Source organism: Tritonibacter mobilis F1926 (assembly GCF_000376545.2).
GTDB lineage: Bacteria > Pseudomonadota > Alphaproteobacteria > Rhodobacterales > Rhodobacteraceae > Epibacterium > Epibacterium mobile.
Genome location: NZ_CP015230.1, coordinates 2,604,674 through 2,619,871 on the forward strand (window position 1 = coordinate 2,604,674; position 15,198 = coordinate 2,619,871).

Below are 15,198 nucleotides of genomic sequence, written 5' to 3' on the forward strand. Positions count from 1 at the left end.
TTATGTGGCGCCATTGTCCGTGTTTCACCGGATCTGACGTTTTATCTGCTTCTGACAAAGCTAAAGGCCAGAGCGCCTTGTTTTCAAGCCGAGAATGCCGCCTCGCAGTGATTTGAAAGCCAATCCTCGCCGATCAGCGCGAATGCACCGCAATTGTCTGCGGTACAGGTCGCCACAAGAAGAAAGGCCGCAGCGGGGGCTGCGGCCTTTTCTCAGGAATTCTGTGATCGGAGGATCAGTTTGCCAGGCTTTCCAGATAGGCAATCAGGTTCACCCGGTCCTCGACCTTTTTCAGGCCAGCAAAGGACATGGTGGTGCCCGACGCATATGCCGACGGTTTGGTGAGGAACTCGCTCAGATGCTCAGGGGTCCAGTTGCCTTCGAGGCCGGTGAGAGCGCCGGAATAACCAAAGCCCGCTACAGAAGCGATATCGCGACCGACGACGCCATCGAGATGCGGACCTGTCGAATCTGTGCCGTCAACCTTGTGACAAGCAGAACACTTGCGGAAGACCTTGGCACCTTTGTCGACATCAGCCTCCGCCATCAGCGTCGCAAAGTCCACTTCAGGCTCGTCACTTGCGCCACCAGCGTCAGCCACTTCGATGACGTAAGACGCCTCGCCGTGTGCTTCGACCAGATAAAGCTCCTCGGCAACCCATTTGCCCAAGAGGAACACAAGGAACGCGCCACAGAAACCTGCAGTCGCTTTGGTGAGTGTCATTGTGTCAAACATGATAGCGTGTCCATTTCAGCTGTCTTCCACGGTGTCTAAGGCTTCCCCTATCAACTGGCAAGGTATAGACACCGCGACTAAACGACCAAATTCCCAAGTTTTTGCAAAGATGACGCAGCTATGACCCAAAAAATCGCGATACAGGGCGAACTCGGCTCTTACAGCCATGAGGCCTGCCGCAACAAGCGGCCCGATATGGAGGTGCTGCCCTGCCGTGGTTTTGAGGATGCAATCAACGCTGTGCGCTCGGGCGAGGCGGAGTTGGCGATGCTACCGGTGGAGAATACCACCTATGGGCGGGTGGCCGATATTCACCGCTTGCTGCCGCATTCTGGTCTCAAGATCATTGACGAGGCCTTCGTGCGCGTTCACATCAATCTGCTTGGTGTTCCGGGTGCAAAACTCGAAGATATCCGCGAAGCGCATTCGCATTTGGTCTTGCTGCCACAATGCGCAAGCTTCCTGCGTGAACGCAACATTCAGGGCCGGGTGAGTCCCGACAATGCGCGTGCGGCGCGCGAAGTGGCCGAACGCGGCGACGTAACCCACGCAGCACTGGCCTCTGAACTGGCCGGAGAAATTTACGGTCTGAACGTGCTGGCCCGCCATATCGAGGATCAAGGCAACAACACCACCCGCTTTTTGACGATGGCGCGCGAGGCAGACACCAGCCGCCGGGGCGAAAACGGCATGATCACCAGTTTTGTCTTTCAGGTGCGCAACATCCCCGCTGCGCTTTATAAGGCGATGGGCGGCTTTGCGACCAATGGGGTCAACATGACCAAGCTGGAAAGCTACATGGTCAACGGCTCTTTCACAGCGACTCAGTTTTACGCCGACATTGACGGCCACCCCGAGGACGAAAACGTGCGCCTCGCCATGGATGAACTGAACTATTTCACAACCGATGTGGAAATTCTGGGCGTCTACCCAGCAGACCGCAAACGCTGACACCCCGAGATTGGCCCCGCGATGAGGGCCAATCCCAAGGGGTGGTACGCGCCTTAGCCGATCAGCGCACCGTCCTCGCGCCAGACGGCAACGATAGAAGAGCGCGGCTTGCCCGCGCCATCCGGCCATGCGCCGCCTGGGTGCTGCACGCCGACAAAGGCCACTTTTTTGTCCAGCGACCAGCACAAGCCAGTGACCTCAGCACCGTTCGGCACCGTCATAAATCGGGCAATCTCGCCGGATTCTGGGTCGCCAACCAGCATCTGGTTGTTCCCCTGTCCCTCGAATTCGCCTTCGTTGTCGTCGTCACCATCGGTCTGAATCCAAAGCATACCGTCGGAAGAAAAGACCATGCCATCGGGCGAGTTGAACATATTGCCTTCGTTGATGTTGGCAGACCCGGCGTAGGCATTGTTGTAGACCTTCGGATTGCCCGCCATCACATAGAGATCCCAAGTAAAGACCTCTGCGGCGTGATTCTCTTCGGCCGGTGCCCAGCGCACGATCTGCCCGAAATTGTTGGTCTCGCGGGGGTTTGGCCCGTTGACAGAGGTATCATCCCCACCCGCATTGGGCTTCACGCCACGGTTCTTGTTGTTGGTCAGCGCGCAATAGCCCTCCGCCTTGAGCGGGTTGCAGGCCACCCATTCCGGACGGTCCATGGTGGTTCCACCAACAGCAGAGGCCGCCATGCGCGTGAAACAGAGGATCTCTGCCTGCTCCATGCCGGTCGTCTCTGGCGTCAATGCCAGCCATTCACCGGTCTGGTCGTCGTTGAACTTTGCCACATAGAGCTGGCCATCATCCAACAGACCCTCGGTTGGCTCACCTTCGGCCCAAGTGTTGGTCGAGACGTATTTATATAGATATTCACCGCGCTCATCATCGCCCAGGTAGACGACGATCCGGCCATCAGAGGCCTTCACCATCTCGGCGTTTTCGTGTTTGAAACGGCCGAGTGCTGTGCGTTTCACCGGTGTCGACGATGCATCCGCCGGATTAATCTCGGTCACAAACCCATGGCGGTGTGGCTCGTTGGGTTCTTTCGACAGATCATACCGCTCGTCGAACTTTTCATAGGCATAGCGACCTTCGCCGCCGACACCATAGCGAATGTAACCTTCGCCTTCGGGCATTGCACCGGTGGCACCGAAGTAACCGTTAAAGTTCTCTTCGCAGGTCAGATAGGTGCCCCAAAGGGTCTTCCCCGCTCCACAGTTGTTCATGGTGCCCTTCACGCGGCGTCCCTCTGGGTCGGCGTTGGTTTGAACCAGTGGATGACCGGCCAGCGGACCCGCCAGAACCATTTCCGTCTCATGGGTGATCCGGCGATTATAGGGGCTGTCTTTGACCACCTGATAGCCGTTGTCGCCCCGCGCGACTTCCATGACAGTGACGCCCTGAAGGTTCTTCAGCAGCGTCACCTCCTCGGAAGATTGCGGCACGCCCTCAGAGGCTGCAGGCAAGTTGATCTTCGGGTTCACATATTCCGAGTTCACAGCAATGATCTCGCGGCCCTCGACCTCAAAGAGCTCCATACCGTCCGTGTTCTCGCCAAAGACCTTGTCGGACGTCTCTGCCGACACACCGGTTTCGGGAGAATAGGCTCCTTCGGCCTCGGACCAAAGCGCATCCCCCCAGCGCACCAATACCTGTGAGTTGTAGCCCTCCGGGACATGAACCGCGTGATCGGTGGCAATATCGATGGGCTTGAATGCAAATCTTGCGTGCCCTTCCGCGCGCGACGCCGTGGTGGAGGACATCAAGCCAGTGCCAAAGACCGCCGCACCAGAGCCAAAAGCCAGCGCACCGCCGAGAAAGCCCCGGCGAGAGACGGCGCGCTCGACCACGGCATCAAACTGATTCTCATTTGGGCGGGGATCGCGATGTTCATCAAAGTCGTCCCATGAGAGATCGATAAGGCTCTTTTCAACCATTTTACTGTGCTCCTAGCTGTCATAAAGGCTGGGATGCGACCCGAAATGCGTGGGCCCAACCGCGACAGCCTTCTTCTCCGGGCGATGTATCATGCGTGTGACGCCGCCCCGCTCAGGCAGTGACTGCCACAGATGAATGCGATATTTCGCCGAACGCGCCTACAGGCGACGCGACAGCGCATCCAGAAAACGCCCGCGCGCCTCGGGAACAGGCCGATTGCCCAAAGCTGGTGCCAGCTTTGATTCGAGGAAAAACCCGGTGGTTCTCAGCGCAGTCAGGATTTCTATGTCCTCGCCATCGCCCTTGCCTCGCATCACCGGTGGCAGAGGCAACAAGCGGTCAGCCCATTCCCCCGCGCCCGCCTCAGAGACCGCGCGGCCCGTTTTGGGTGAAACATACATGAGCCCCTCAGTGGCACCGGTCACCGCGCAGCAAGACAGATCTAGGCCGTAGCCAAGATCCTCAAGCAGCGAGAGTTCCCAGCGCAGATACCCCAGCGGCCAGAGATCTTCGTTGTCGAGCAGGTCCAGCAAAGCTTCGCTGCGATGATAAAGCTCTGGATATGCTTCGCGATCCGGCAGCGCAAAAGCCAATAGCGCGCAGACCGCATTCAACCCTGACAACGCCAGTCGTCCCGACAGCGCCAAAGCAGCACGGCTGCGCAGCGGTTCCGCCTTGTAGGTGCCCAAGTGATCTTCGAGACGGGCGGACCACGTCAGATCCAATTGCGCCCCCGGCTGTAAATGTGGTGCCATCTTGCGACTGGCACCACCGCGCACGAGGCCCGCGTGCCGACCATGTGCTTGAGTGAATACTTCGATCAGGGCCGAAGATTCGCCGTGGCGACGTACCGTCAGCAAGATGCCCTGATCACGCCAGTCCATTTCCTAGTCCAGCCCCGGCTCATCCAGCAGATGTCTGCCCTGCCGATCTTCTACCTCAATCACCCAGAGATCACTGTCAAACTGGCGTTGCTTGGCGATTGATGCCTCCACATCTTCGTCCGAACCTGCGACCAGCTCGACCCATTTGCGATCTCCTGTCATCAGATCAAAACTTCGGTGATACGCGCGGGCCTCACCGTCCAGCGTATTGAGCTTCACCAGCACCGCGCCGGCGGTGTCATCGCCATGTGCGGTGACAAAGGCGGGGATATCCTGAAAACGCAAGCGGGCCAGATAGGCGTCGACCCAAAACCGGGCAGTGAGACGGGACATAAGTGCTCCTTGCGACCTGCGCGACACCCTTAATGTGCCTCCGGCGGAGGTAATTGTAAAAAGATGAAGGAGTGGGCGTTTAGTTCCCGTCCTTAAAATCGAGCCCCATTTCCGAGTAGCGTTCGGATTCCTCTAGCCAGTTCGGCCGGACCTTGACCTGTAGGAACAGGTGGATTTTGCGATCCAGGAATTCCTCAAGTTCTGCGCGGGCCGCTTGTCCCACGGCTTTGATTGTCTCGCCGCGCTTACCCAGCACGATGCCCTTGTGGCCATCGCGAACCACATAGACCACCTGATCAATGCGCGCAGAGCCGTCCTTACGCTCTTCCCATTTCTCAGTCTCGACTGTGAGCTGGTAAGGCAGTTCCTGGTGCAGGCGCAGGGTGAGTTTCTCGCGCGTCATCTCGGCGGCAATCATCCGGAGTGGAAGATCCGCGATCTGATCCTCCGGGTAGAGCCACGGGCTTTCGGGCACCTCGGCCGCGAGCCACCTGCGCAGATCGTCGGTGCCATAGCCTTTTTCTGCGGAAATCATAAAGGTCTCAGCGAAGGAGAAACGGTCGTTCAGATCCTTGGTCAGACCGAGCAGTACATCGGATTGCACCTTGTCGATCTTGTTGATCGCCAGTGCGACGCGGCGGCCCTGAGCAACTTCGCCAAGGTTTTCAATGATCCGTTCTACGCCTTCTGTGATGCCGCGATGCGCCTCAATGAGCAGAACGATCACATCCGCATCTGCAGCACCGCCCCATGCGGCCGCAACCATAGCGCGATCCAAGCGGCGGCGCGGCTGGAACAGGCCGGGGGTGTCGACGAATACAAGCTGGCTCTCGCCTTCCATCGCCACGCCACGAATGCGCGCGCGGGTGGTTTGCACCTTGTGGGTCACGATGGAGACTTTTGCCCCCACCATGCGATTAAGAAGCGTGGATTTCCCGGCGTTTGGCTCGCCGATGAGGGCGATAAAGCCTGCGCGTGTGGTCATGTCTCTTGCTCCAGTTTGGCCAAAAGGGCCTTAGCGGCGGCCTGTTCTGCAAGGCGTTTTGAACCTGCGGTGGCCTGTTCTTCGGTTCCATCTTCAAGACGGGCAGCGATGGTAAAGACGGGTTCGTGATCGGGGCCTGTACGGGCGATCAATACATATGCGGGTGGCGGTTGACGGCGCGCCTGCACAAATTCCTGCAGGGCTGTTTTGGGGTCACGGGCATCATCTTCAACCGTGCCAACACGCTTGCCCCACAGGCGTAGGATCACGGTCTGGGCAGCCTCAAAACCTGCGTCCTTGTAGACGGCGGCAATCACGGCTTCCATAGCATCGCCCAAAAGCGCCTGCTTGCGCCGCCCACCGGATAGCATTTCAGATCGGCCAAGTTTCAGCACCGCACCAAGATCAATCTGGCGCGCGACATCCGCGCAGGCTTCCTTGCGCACCAACGCATTGAACCGCGGTGCCAATTGGCCCTCTGTGGCGTGTTTGTCATGCTCAAGGAGCGCCGTCGCCATCACCAGCCCCAGCACGCGGTCGCCGAGAAATTCCAGCCGCTGATTGTCCTGACGGTTTGGCGAGGAAACCGAAGGATGAGTCAGCGCACGGATCAACAGCTCCGGGCTGGAAAATTCATGCCCCAGCCTTGCCTGAAAGGCGAGGATATCCCGAGATAGCTTCACATGTGGTCCTTTGAGCATCATTGGGGCGTTTAGGCCCCGGTGGGTTCGTTCCTTATCCCAGCAACGCGCCAGAGGAAAGCACTCTGCGTGTCGCATGCGCTAAGATAGCACCTCGCCTCGCCCACTACAGTAAAAAGGCCGCAGGCAGGGACTGCCAACGGCCTTTTTCAACGTCACAAAGCGCCGCTAATTATGTGATGCCCTTAAAGAACCGATCACTGCGCCATGTCCAGAAGAACAGCATGGAGCGGCCGGCAGACGAGAACATGATGCGATCTGCGCGCCCGATCAGGTTTTCAAACGGTACATATCCCACGCCGCCCACGGCCTGTGGCACGCGGCTGTCGGTGGAGTTGTCACGGTTATCGCCCATAAAGAAGAAATGACCCTCGGGGACATGATAGACCTTGGTATGATCGCTCGACTGGTTGCCGATATTGATGACAGCGTGAGAGGTTCCACCCGGCAAGGTTTCAATCTGGCGGGATTTCTTACAGATCCCGCCCTGCCCGACAGGGTCGTTTTCACAACGCGGGAAGTTGCCCTGCGGCCCCTGACGTTCCATCTCTTCTTCAAACTCGCCATCATCCATCAGCCCCACCGCGGTGCCGTTGATGTAGAGAACGCCATCCTTCATCTGCAGCTTATCGCCGGGCAGACCCACAAGACGCTTGATGTAGTCCGTGCCATTCACCGGATGGCGGAAAACCACCACATCGCCGCGCTCTGGCTCACTGCCGAGGATGCGCGTGTTGTCACCATCGATAAAGCCACAGATGTCTTTAGCATCGATATTGAGGCCAACAGCACCAATGCGGATGGTTGGACAGGACGCATAGGAATAGCCATAGGCCATCTTATTGACGAAGAGGAAATCGCCGATCAGCAACGTCTCTTTCATCGAGCCGGAAGGAATCCAGAAGGGTTGAAAAAACAGGGTGCGGAAGACACCGGCAATCAAAAGTGCGTAGACGATTGTCTTGATCGTCTCGACGATTGAGTTCCCGGTCGTGGTTTTCGACGCCATCAGGCTCTCCGGTCATTTGTGGACGGGTCAGGCGCGTACATGCGGGGCTGTCCGGCGCAAGTCAAGCGGTGGAGGCAAGACATATGGGATGTGGCGCAGAAGTGAGCAACTCTGCCGCACTTTCGATGCGCACCAAACAAGTGATCTAGGTCTCCGGACCGGGCCGGGACACTGGCAGCGCCTCGATCAAGACCATCGCATGTGCCCAGGGGTGATCATCGGTGAGTGTCACATGGATCACAGCCTGATGCCCAGTCGGGGTCATCTGGTCGAGCCGCTCCTTCGCCCAACCCGTCACATGCATGACCGGCTGGCCGCTGCGCAGATTGGACACGGACATATCCTTCCATGCGATCCCCATGCGTAGCCCTGTCCCGAGCGCCTTGGAGCAGGCTTCTTTTGCAGCCCAGCGCTTGGCATAGGTGCCTGCTACATCAAGGCGACGTTCAGACTTCGCCTGCTCCACCTCAGTGAAAACCCTGTTTCGAAACCGGTCACCAAAACGATCAAGCACACCTTGAATGCGCTCTATGTTCGCCAGATCAGTGCCGATTCCTAGGATCACTTGGGCCTCTCAGCTGGTTCTTGATACTCAGCCACGCTTCTGAGCACGCAGTATGGATTTCGCACCTGTCGCCAAGAAGAACCGCACCAGCACGAATGAAATCAAGGTCTGGAACAGGATCGCGGCCAGAAGTACCAATGCGCCTCCGGGCTGGCTGAGCACAAATTTGATCTCTGGAACCGCGATGCTGAACGCCGCGGTCGATAAAAGCGTCAGACCAAGAACAACCAGCCCGGCACGCCGCGCAAACGCCCACATTTCAGAGGTCTCAGGCGCGCGATCCTCTGCCTTGGCAAAGGCCTGTCCCTCTGCCATCGCAGCCCCCATCGCAGGGATAATCGCCATGCCTGCGTTGGAGACGTCGAACCGGAAAATCGCCTGAACCAACAGGATCAGAACCATCAACGCGACCATGATGGCGAGATAAATTACGGCAAAGCGCCCGAGCTTCATGTGCTGTCTCCTCAGCGTGCTTCATCCATCAGGCGGCGCATTTCCTGCACTGCCGGGGTGAGACCGCGAAAAATGGCCTCGCCAATCAGAAAATGACCGATGTTTAGCTCCATCACCTCCGGAAAAGCCGCAACGGGCGCGACTGTTTCATAGGTAAGCCCATGCCCTGCATGTACTTCTAGCCCGAGTGAATGCGCAAATGATGCCATGTCCCGCAGCGCGCCCAGTTCCTTGTCCCGCGCGGCAAAGTTGCCTTCAGCGTGGTGGTCGCAATAGGCCCCTGTGTGAAGTTCGATGACTTCGGCACCGATGCGATGCGCCGCTTCGATCTGCTTTTGGTCTGCGGCGATAAAAATCGACACACGACACCCCGCATCACGCAATGGCGCGATAAAATGGGCCAGACGATTTTCTTCACGGGCCACTTCAAGACCGCCCTCCGTGGTGCGCTCTTCGCGCTTTTCTGGCACGATACAGACCGCATGCGGCTTATGCCGAAGCGCTATCTTTTGCATCTCATCGGTTGCGGCCATCTCAAAATTCAGCGGCACCGACAGCGCCTCCATCAGCCCGTCAATGTCCGCATCTGTGATGTGGCGGCGGTCTTCGCGCAGGTGAGCGGTGATGCCGTCGGCACCTGCCTCTTCTGCCAGTTTCGCCGCACGGATCGGGTCTGGATAGGCCCCACCACGGGCATTTCGCACTGTGGCCACATGGTCGATATTGACGCCAAGGCGCAGGGATTTTTTGGACATGAGAACGTCTCTTTGTCAGGGATGTCTTTTGCGGCAGAGCCTAGCGGGCAAGGCCAAAGAGGCAAGGCACAAGAGCCAGAGTGATACAATTCTCCCGCCGCCAAGCGCGTTTAGTCTGTGCGGCCAATCTTGGGCGAGCGGCTCGGCGGGGTGGTTCCGCTCGGCGCATGCGGGCTGTTGACTGGTTCAAGTTCTGCACGCTTCTTGATCGCTTCGAACTTCGCCTTGATCTTGCGGCGACGCCGCTGCTGATAGGTGCGGATCAATGGAACAGAAAGCATATAGCCGACAGTTGCGACAATGAGACCCGGGATGATGCCGCCAATCATATAGGGGTAGAACACCTCGTCATAAAAGATCTTCAGCCCCGACCAATCAACGGGTGTCCCAGTCGCATAGGCGTAGATGTTGTACCAAAGGTCCCATCCTGCCGCGAGGAACTTGTCCGCCAATGTCGCGTCAACCTCCGCCACCGGCTGACTGCCCAGCAACCAGTGCCCTGTCTGCAAAGAAATCACACCGATTGGCACATAAGTCAGCGGGTTTCCAAAAAAGGTCGCAGAAAGCGCCGCAAGGATATTGCCGTTCATGATCCGCGCAATGCTTGCGGCAACAAGAAAGTGCAGACCATAAAACGGGGTAAAGGTGGTGAAGAGACCGGCCCAGATGCCACGCGCGATGCGCTCCGGGTTGTCCGGCAGACGGCGCACCCGATGTTTGACATACAAAAACGCCCTTCCCCAACCTCCACGAGGCCAGAGAAACTCCGCAACCGCCCTATGCGGCGGGCGTCTGTCTCGGCGCCTGAATACCAAAAGATCGTCCCTATTCTTCGTACTGAAGAGGCTAGATCGTACGGAGTTGCGTTCCAGGCGTTTCCCGGTGGCGCGCGACCGCGGCGACGTCGCTTTCAGCTTCCAACATAAGTATCAGCGAATGCAGCTGTTCCACATCACGCAATTCCACATTGATCATCAAGCGGTAAAAGTCAGGTTTCCGATCCTTGAATTCAAGGTTGGAAATATTGGCCTTTTTTTCACCAATCAATGTACAGATCCGCCCCAGAACGCCCGCATCGTTGCCAATGGTCAACTCCAGCGTGACACCATAGACGGCCGGATGGGTGCCGGAATGCCAATGCACATCCACCCAACGATCCATTTGATCTTCAAACTCACCCAGACGGTCGCAATCAGCAGAGTGTACCACAACCCCCTGCCCGCGTGAGGTGATGCCGATGATCCGCTCACCCGGAAGCGGCTCACAACAGGAGGCGCGTTCGAATTTTTGGCCGGGCTCCAGACCGATCACCGCGCGGCGCGGCGAGACCTCGTCGCCTTCTTTGTCGGTCAGTTCAGGATAAACTGCCTGCACTACATCATGCGCTGTAATCACTGCAGCACCCAGACGTGCGAGCAGCTCGGTGACATCACTGACCCGCAAGGCGCGCGCTGCGGTTTCCAATGCCTTGTCGGTGGCCTTCTTGTTCACATGCTCAAAGGCAGACCGAGCAAGCTCGTGACCGAGCTTCACAAATCTCTCGCGGTCTGCTTCGCGCAAGGCCCGGCGGATGGCTGTACGCGCCTTTCCCGTGGTGGCGATTTCCAACCAGCTGACTTGCGGAGTTTGCCCCTCGGCGGTGATCACCTCCACCGACTGGCCATTTCTGAGACGGGTCCAGAGCGGCACACGGATGCCATCAACCTTTGCGCCGACGCAGGCATGACCGATACGGGTGTGGATCGCATACGCAAAATCAATCGGTGTCGCGCCCTTGGGCAGCTTGATCACGTCCCCTTTGGGAGTGAAGCAGAACACCTGATCCGAATACATCTCCAGCTTGACCGCTTCGAGAAATTCGTCGTGATCGTCCTCGCCATCAAACTGTTCCGTCAGCGAGGCAATCCACTTGGCCGGGTCAACAGCAAAGGGGTTTTCGGTACGCACGCCGTCGCGATAGGACCAATGCGCCGCCACGCCCGACTCGGCCACGTCATGCATCTGGCGGGTGCGAATCTGTACCTCGACCCGCTTGCCATCGCGCCCCGAAACCGTGGTGTGGATCGAGCGATAGCCGTTGGATTTTGGCTGGCTGATATAATCCTTGAACCGCCCCGGCACCGCGCGCCAACGCTGGTGGATAGTGCCAAGGGTGCGGTAGCAGTCTTCCTCGGAGCGGGTGATGACGCGGAACCCATAAATGTCGGAGAGGCGGGAAAAGCCTTGATCCTTCTCCTGCATCTTACGCCAGATCGAATAGGGTTTCTTCGCGCGACCAAAGACTTCGGCCTCAATGCCCGCCTTTTCCAGCTCCAGCCGCATGTCGCCGGTGATCCGGTGGATCACATCGCCGGTTTCCCGTTGCAGGGTGACAAAACGGCGGATGATCGACTGGCGCCCTTCAGGGTTCAGCACCTTAAACGCGAGGTCTTCCAGCTCCTCGCGCATCCATTGCATCCCCATCCGCCCCGCGAGCGGCGCATAGATGTCCATGGTCTCCCGCGCCTTTTGAGCCTGTTTTTCAGGGCGCATGGCGCGGATGGTCCGCATATTATGAAGCCGGTCAGCAAGCTTGACCAAAATGACCCGAAGGTCCTTGGACATTGCCATAAACAGCTTGCGGAAGTTTTCCGCCTGCTTGGTTTCGCGCGACGAAAGCTGCAGGTTGGTCAGCTTGGTGACCCCATCGACCAGCATCGCAACTTCCTCGCCAAAGCGGGAAGAGACCTCCTCAAAATTGGCCTTCGTGTCTTCGATGGTGTCGTGAAGGAGCGCGGTGATAATCGTGGCATCGTCCAGCCGCTGCTCCGTCAGGATCGCGGCCACCGCTACGGGATGCGTAAAATAGGGTTCACCCGAATGACGGAACTGCCCTTCGTGCATCTCCTCGCCAAAAGCAAAGGCATCACGCAGGCGCTGTTCATTCGTCTTCGGGTTATAGTCGCGGACCAGGGAAATCAGGTCGTCAGCAGAAGTCATCGCCGGTCCGCAACCTCTCTCATGTCAAACAGCCCGGATCAGCCTTGACCCTGAGCCTCCATCAGGGCGCGCAGGAGCTTTTCTTCGCTCATGTCGTCTTCCTGAGGTTTGTCCGCTTCGCCACCCATGAGCAGAGCCATGGAATCTTCTTCCGGCTCGTCGACCTCGATCTGAGACTGGTTGCTCTCGATCAGGCGCTCACGCAGGGCGTCGGCGCTTTGAGTTTCCTCGGCAATCTCGCGCAGGGAGACGACCGGGTTCTTGTCGTTGTCGCGGTCCACAGTGAGTTCAGCACCGGCGGAGATCTCACGCGCACGATGTGCGGCCAGCATCACCAGCTCAAATCGGTTGGGAACCTTGTCAACGCAGTCTTCGACCGTCACGCGGGCCATGGGCGACTCTCCAATACAGTTCTGGGTCCAGAAGACGTGCTTCTATGATGAATCACGGGGCTTGACAAGGCGGAGGCGTTCACAATTGCACGAATGCTGCAAAAGCCGTCGTTATAGGGGTCTCACCTGCTCAACATCATTCGCAGGGCACGACAATAGCATCTGGCGCACAGACCTTCCCAAGTCCGGATGGGCCCAATCACCGGCAATGTCCGCAAGTGGAACGAGCACAAATGCGCGATCCTGTAATCTCGGGTGCGGAAGAATCAGTTGATCCGGGGCGCTGACACGTTGCTCCGCCGATGGCAGGTCACGCCAATATCTAAATAACTGAATGTTTGGGATAATTTCTCGACCCACCGCAAGAAGATCCAGATCCAGTGTTCGCATTCCCCAGCGCTGCGTTCGGGTGCGATGGAATTTAGTTTCGATTTTGTGAAGGCGACGCAACGTTTCCGCTGCTGGAAAGTTACCTTCCAGCATCACTGCCGCATTCACATAGTCAGGCCCTGCTCCCGCAGGGAAGCAAGGTGTCGCGAAGAAGCGTGAAACAGCCGAAAGATCAAGGCCCTCTGCGTGAAACTCTGCAAGGCAGGTTTGCAGAATTTCGAGCGGTGTAGTACCCTCATCTTCGAGGTTGCTCCCCAAAGCGACAAGATAGTTTGACCGGTTTTCGGCCATTATTGACCCCAATTCCATAAGACCTAACTCTTGCGGGGAGTGCCAAATAACCTAAATTAAGTCCACCCGCGGAGCCGGAGATTTATTTAACTCACTCACGGAACTTTGGCCCGCGACACCAGAAGGACACATTTAATGTTTTACAAAGACGAACGGCTCGCGCTGTTCATAGATGGCTCGAATTTGTATGCCTCGGCAAAGGCATTGGGATTTGACATCGATTACAAGCTTCTGCGCCAAGAATTCATGCGTCGCGGCAAACTTGTACGGGCTTTCTATTATACTGCGCTGCTGGAAAACGACGAATATTCTCCCATTCGGCCTTTGGTGGATTGGTTGCACTACAATGGTTTCTCCATGGTGACCAAACCCGCCAAGGAATACACTGACAGCATGGGCCGCCGTAAGGTGAAGGGCAACATGGATATCGAACTGACTGTCGATGCCATGGAACTTGCGCCACGCGTTGATCATATCGTGCTGTTTTCGGGTGACGGAGACTTCCGCCCTCTGATCGCCAGCCTGCAACGTCAGGGCGTCCGCGTTTCGGTCGTCTCCACGATTCGCAGCCAGCCGCCGATGATCTCGGACGAATTGCGCCGTCAGGCCGACAATTTCATCGAACTCGAAGAGTTGCGCGATGTGATTGGCCGTCCTCCGCGCGACATCCCCAGCGAACCGCGCGCCGCAACAGTCGAAGACTAAAGCACCCGCTGTCGTCGCTTACCGGCCTTCAAGCTCAGATATACACCCGGCGCAATCACATCGTCGGGTGTTTTCTTTTGCGCGCTGGACTTGCCCAGCTCTGGACCTCGGGCGGTGCAAGCCTTACCTCTTGGCCAATGTCCTCCTTTCAGACCTGCGGAGACCCGCGCCAATGACCGCCAAACCTCCTCTCATGCTCTACCTTGCAGCCCCGCGCGGTTTTTGCGCCGGGGTGGATCGCGCGATTAAAATCGTGGAAATGGCGCTAGAGAAATGGGGCGCGCCGGTCTATGTGCGCCATGAAATCGTGCACAATAAATTCGTGGTCGATGGTCTGCGCGACAAGGGGGCGGTCTTCGTCGAAGAACTCGAAGAATGCCCCGATGATCGCCCGGTTATTTTCTCTGCGCATGGTGTGCCGAAATCCGTCCCCGCCGCCGCGCAGGCGCGCGAGATGGTGTTTGTCGACGCCACCTGCCCGCTGGTCTCGAAGGTACATATCGAGGCCCAGCGCCACGCCGAGGCTGGCCTGCAGATGATCATGATCGGCCACAAGGGTCACCCGGAGACCATTGGCACCATGGGTCAGCTGCCGGAAGGAGAAGTCCTCTTGGTCGAGACCGTCGAGGATGTGGCACATGTTGACGTGCGCGATCCTGAGCGCCTCGCATTCGTGACCCAAACCACGCTCTCTGTCGACGACACCAAAGACATCGTAGCCGCGCTGCAAACGCGCTTCCCTGCGATTATCGGCCCGCACAAAGAAGACATCTGCTACGCGACCACCAACCGTCAGGAAGCCGTCAAAGAGGTTGCGCCCAAATCTGACGCGCTCCTTGTGGTGGGGGCGCCAAATTCTTCGAACTCCCGTCGCTTGGTTGAGGTCGGTGCCAAAAACGGTTGCAGCTATGCGCAACTGGTTCAACGCGCTGAGAACATTGACTGGCGTGCGCTCGAAGGCATTCGCTCCATCGCTATTACCGCCGGCGCGTCAGCTCCAGAACTCTTGGTGAACGAAGTGATCGACGCCTTTCGCGAGCGCTATGATGTGACCGTGGAACTGGTCGAAACCGCAGTGGAACGCGTTGAATTTAAAGTACCCCGCGTCCTGCGCACGGCCTGACACCGACG

The 15,198-nt window shown here is 57.8% G+C and carries 17 protein-coding genes; 3 read left to right on the plus strand and 14 right to left on the minus strand.

Annotation, left to right across the window (positions count from 1 at the left end):
- Nucleotides 1-235: 235 nt before the first annotated feature.
- Complete coding sequence (locus K529_RS12270; protein WP_005615002.1) at nucleotides 236-736, minus strand: c-type cytochrome; 501 nt, start codon at nucleotides 734-736, stop codon at nucleotides 236-238.
- A gap of 120 nt (nucleotides 737-856) precedes the next feature.
- Here K529_RS12270 and K529_RS12275 point away from each other — a divergent pair, with 120 nt between their 5' ends.
- Nucleotides 857-1,687, plus strand: coding sequence for a prephenate dehydratase (locus K529_RS12275; RefSeq protein WP_005615003.1), 831 nt, complete (start codon nucleotides 857-859; stop codon nucleotides 1,685-1,687).
- Between the two features lie 53 nt (nucleotides 1,688-1,740).
- Here the strand turns inward: K529_RS12275 and K529_RS12280 are convergent, their stop codons facing one another.
- The 13 genes from K529_RS12280 to folK all read right to left on the minus strand — a co-directional run bounded on the left by K529_RS12280 (nucleotide 1,741) and on the right by folK (nucleotide 13,380).
- Nucleotides 1,741-3,624 (minus strand): PhoX family protein, encoded by a 1,884-nt coding sequence (locus K529_RS12280; protein WP_005615005.1) that lies wholly within the window; start codon nucleotides 3,622-3,624, stop codon nucleotides 1,741-1,743.
- A 159-nt stretch (nucleotides 3,625-3,783) separates the two neighbouring features.
- Nucleotides 3,784-4,509, minus strand: a complete 726-nt coding sequence (gene recO / locus K529_RS12285; RefSeq protein ID WP_005615008.1) for a DNA repair protein RecO — start codon at nucleotides 4,507-4,509, stop codon at nucleotides 3,784-3,786.
- Nucleotides 4,510-4,512: 3 nt separating this feature from the next.
- A complete protein-coding gene (locus tag K529_RS12290; RefSeq protein WP_005615011.1) occupies nucleotides 4,513-4,842 on the minus strand; it encodes a DUF1491 family protein in 330 nt (109 codons plus the stop codon).
- Between the two features lie 79 nt (nucleotides 4,843-4,921).
- Nucleotides 4,922-5,827, minus strand: a complete 906-nt coding sequence (gene era, locus K529_RS12295) for a GTPase Era (RefSeq protein WP_005615014.1) — start codon at nucleotides 5,825-5,827, stop codon at nucleotides 4,922-4,924.
- Nucleotides 5,824-6,510: a ribonuclease III gene (gene rnc / locus K529_RS12300; RefSeq protein WP_005615016.1), complete on the minus strand. Its 687-nt coding sequence runs from the start codon at nucleotides 6,508-6,510 to the stop codon at nucleotides 5,824-5,826. The genes era and rnc overlap by 4 nt, the downstream gene beginning before the upstream one ends.
- Before the next feature lie 190 nt (nucleotides 6,511-6,700).
- A complete protein-coding gene (gene lepB / locus K529_RS12305; protein WP_005615019.1) occupies nucleotides 6,701-7,537 on the minus strand; it encodes a signal peptidase I in 837 nt (278 codons plus the stop codon).
- Nucleotides 7,538-7,682: 145 nt separating this feature from the next.
- Complete coding sequence (acpS, locus tag K529_RS12310; RefSeq protein WP_005615021.1) at nucleotides 7,683-8,102, minus strand: holo-ACP synthase; 420 nt, start codon at nucleotides 8,100-8,102, stop codon at nucleotides 7,683-7,685.
- A 27-nt stretch (nucleotides 8,103-8,129) separates the two neighbouring features.
- The gene (locus K529_RS12315; protein ID WP_005615024.1) at nucleotides 8,130-8,555 is read right to left on the minus strand and encodes an ABZJ_00895 family protein; all 426 of its coding nucleotides are present in this window, start codon (nucleotides 8,553-8,555) and stop codon (nucleotides 8,130-8,132) included.
- Between the two features lie 11 nt (nucleotides 8,556-8,566).
- Nucleotides 8,567-9,310 (minus strand): pyridoxine 5'-phosphate synthase, encoded by a 744-nt coding sequence (locus K529_RS12320; RefSeq protein WP_005615026.1) that lies wholly within the window; start codon nucleotides 9,308-9,310, stop codon nucleotides 8,567-8,569.
- A 110-nt stretch (nucleotides 9,311-9,420) separates the two neighbouring features.
- Nucleotides 9,421-10,125, minus strand: coding sequence for a DUF2062 domain-containing protein (locus tag K529_RS12325; protein WP_040641763.1), 705 nt, complete (start codon nucleotides 10,123-10,125; stop codon nucleotides 9,421-9,423).
- A gap of 31 nt (nucleotides 10,126-10,156) precedes the next feature.
- Entirely contained in the window at nucleotides 10,157-12,289 is a 2,133-nt protein-coding gene (locus tag K529_RS12330) for a RelA/SpoT family protein (RefSeq protein ID WP_005615032.1), read from the minus strand.
- 38 nt (nucleotides 12,290-12,327) lie between these two features.
- Nucleotides 12,328-12,681, minus strand: a complete 354-nt coding sequence (rpoZ, locus tag K529_RS12335; protein ID WP_005615037.1) for a DNA-directed RNA polymerase subunit omega — start codon at nucleotides 12,679-12,681, stop codon at nucleotides 12,328-12,330.
- A 111-nt stretch (nucleotides 12,682-12,792) separates the two neighbouring features.
- Nucleotides 12,793-13,380, minus strand: coding sequence for a 2-amino-4-hydroxy-6-hydroxymethyldihydropteridine diphosphokinase (folK, locus tag K529_RS12340; RefSeq protein ID WP_005615040.1), 588 nt, complete (start codon nucleotides 13,378-13,380; stop codon nucleotides 12,793-12,795).
- Between the two features lie 117 nt (nucleotides 13,381-13,497).
- Here folK and K529_RS12345 point away from each other — a divergent pair, with 117 nt between their 5' ends.
- Both K529_RS12345 and ispH read left to right on the plus strand, forming a co-directional pair.
- Nucleotides 13,498-14,067 (plus strand): LabA-like NYN domain-containing protein, encoded by a 570-nt coding sequence (locus K529_RS12345; protein ID WP_005615043.1) that lies wholly within the window; start codon nucleotides 13,498-13,500, stop codon nucleotides 14,065-14,067.
- A 172-nt stretch (nucleotides 14,068-14,239) separates the two neighbouring features.
- On the plus strand, nucleotides 14,240-15,190 hold the full coding sequence (gene ispH / locus K529_RS12350) for a 4-hydroxy-3-methylbut-2-enyl diphosphate reductase (RefSeq protein WP_005615046.1): 951 nt from the start codon (nucleotides 14,240-14,242) through the stop codon (nucleotides 15,188-15,190).
- The last annotated feature ends 8 nt before the right edge of the window (nucleotides 15,191-15,198 follow it).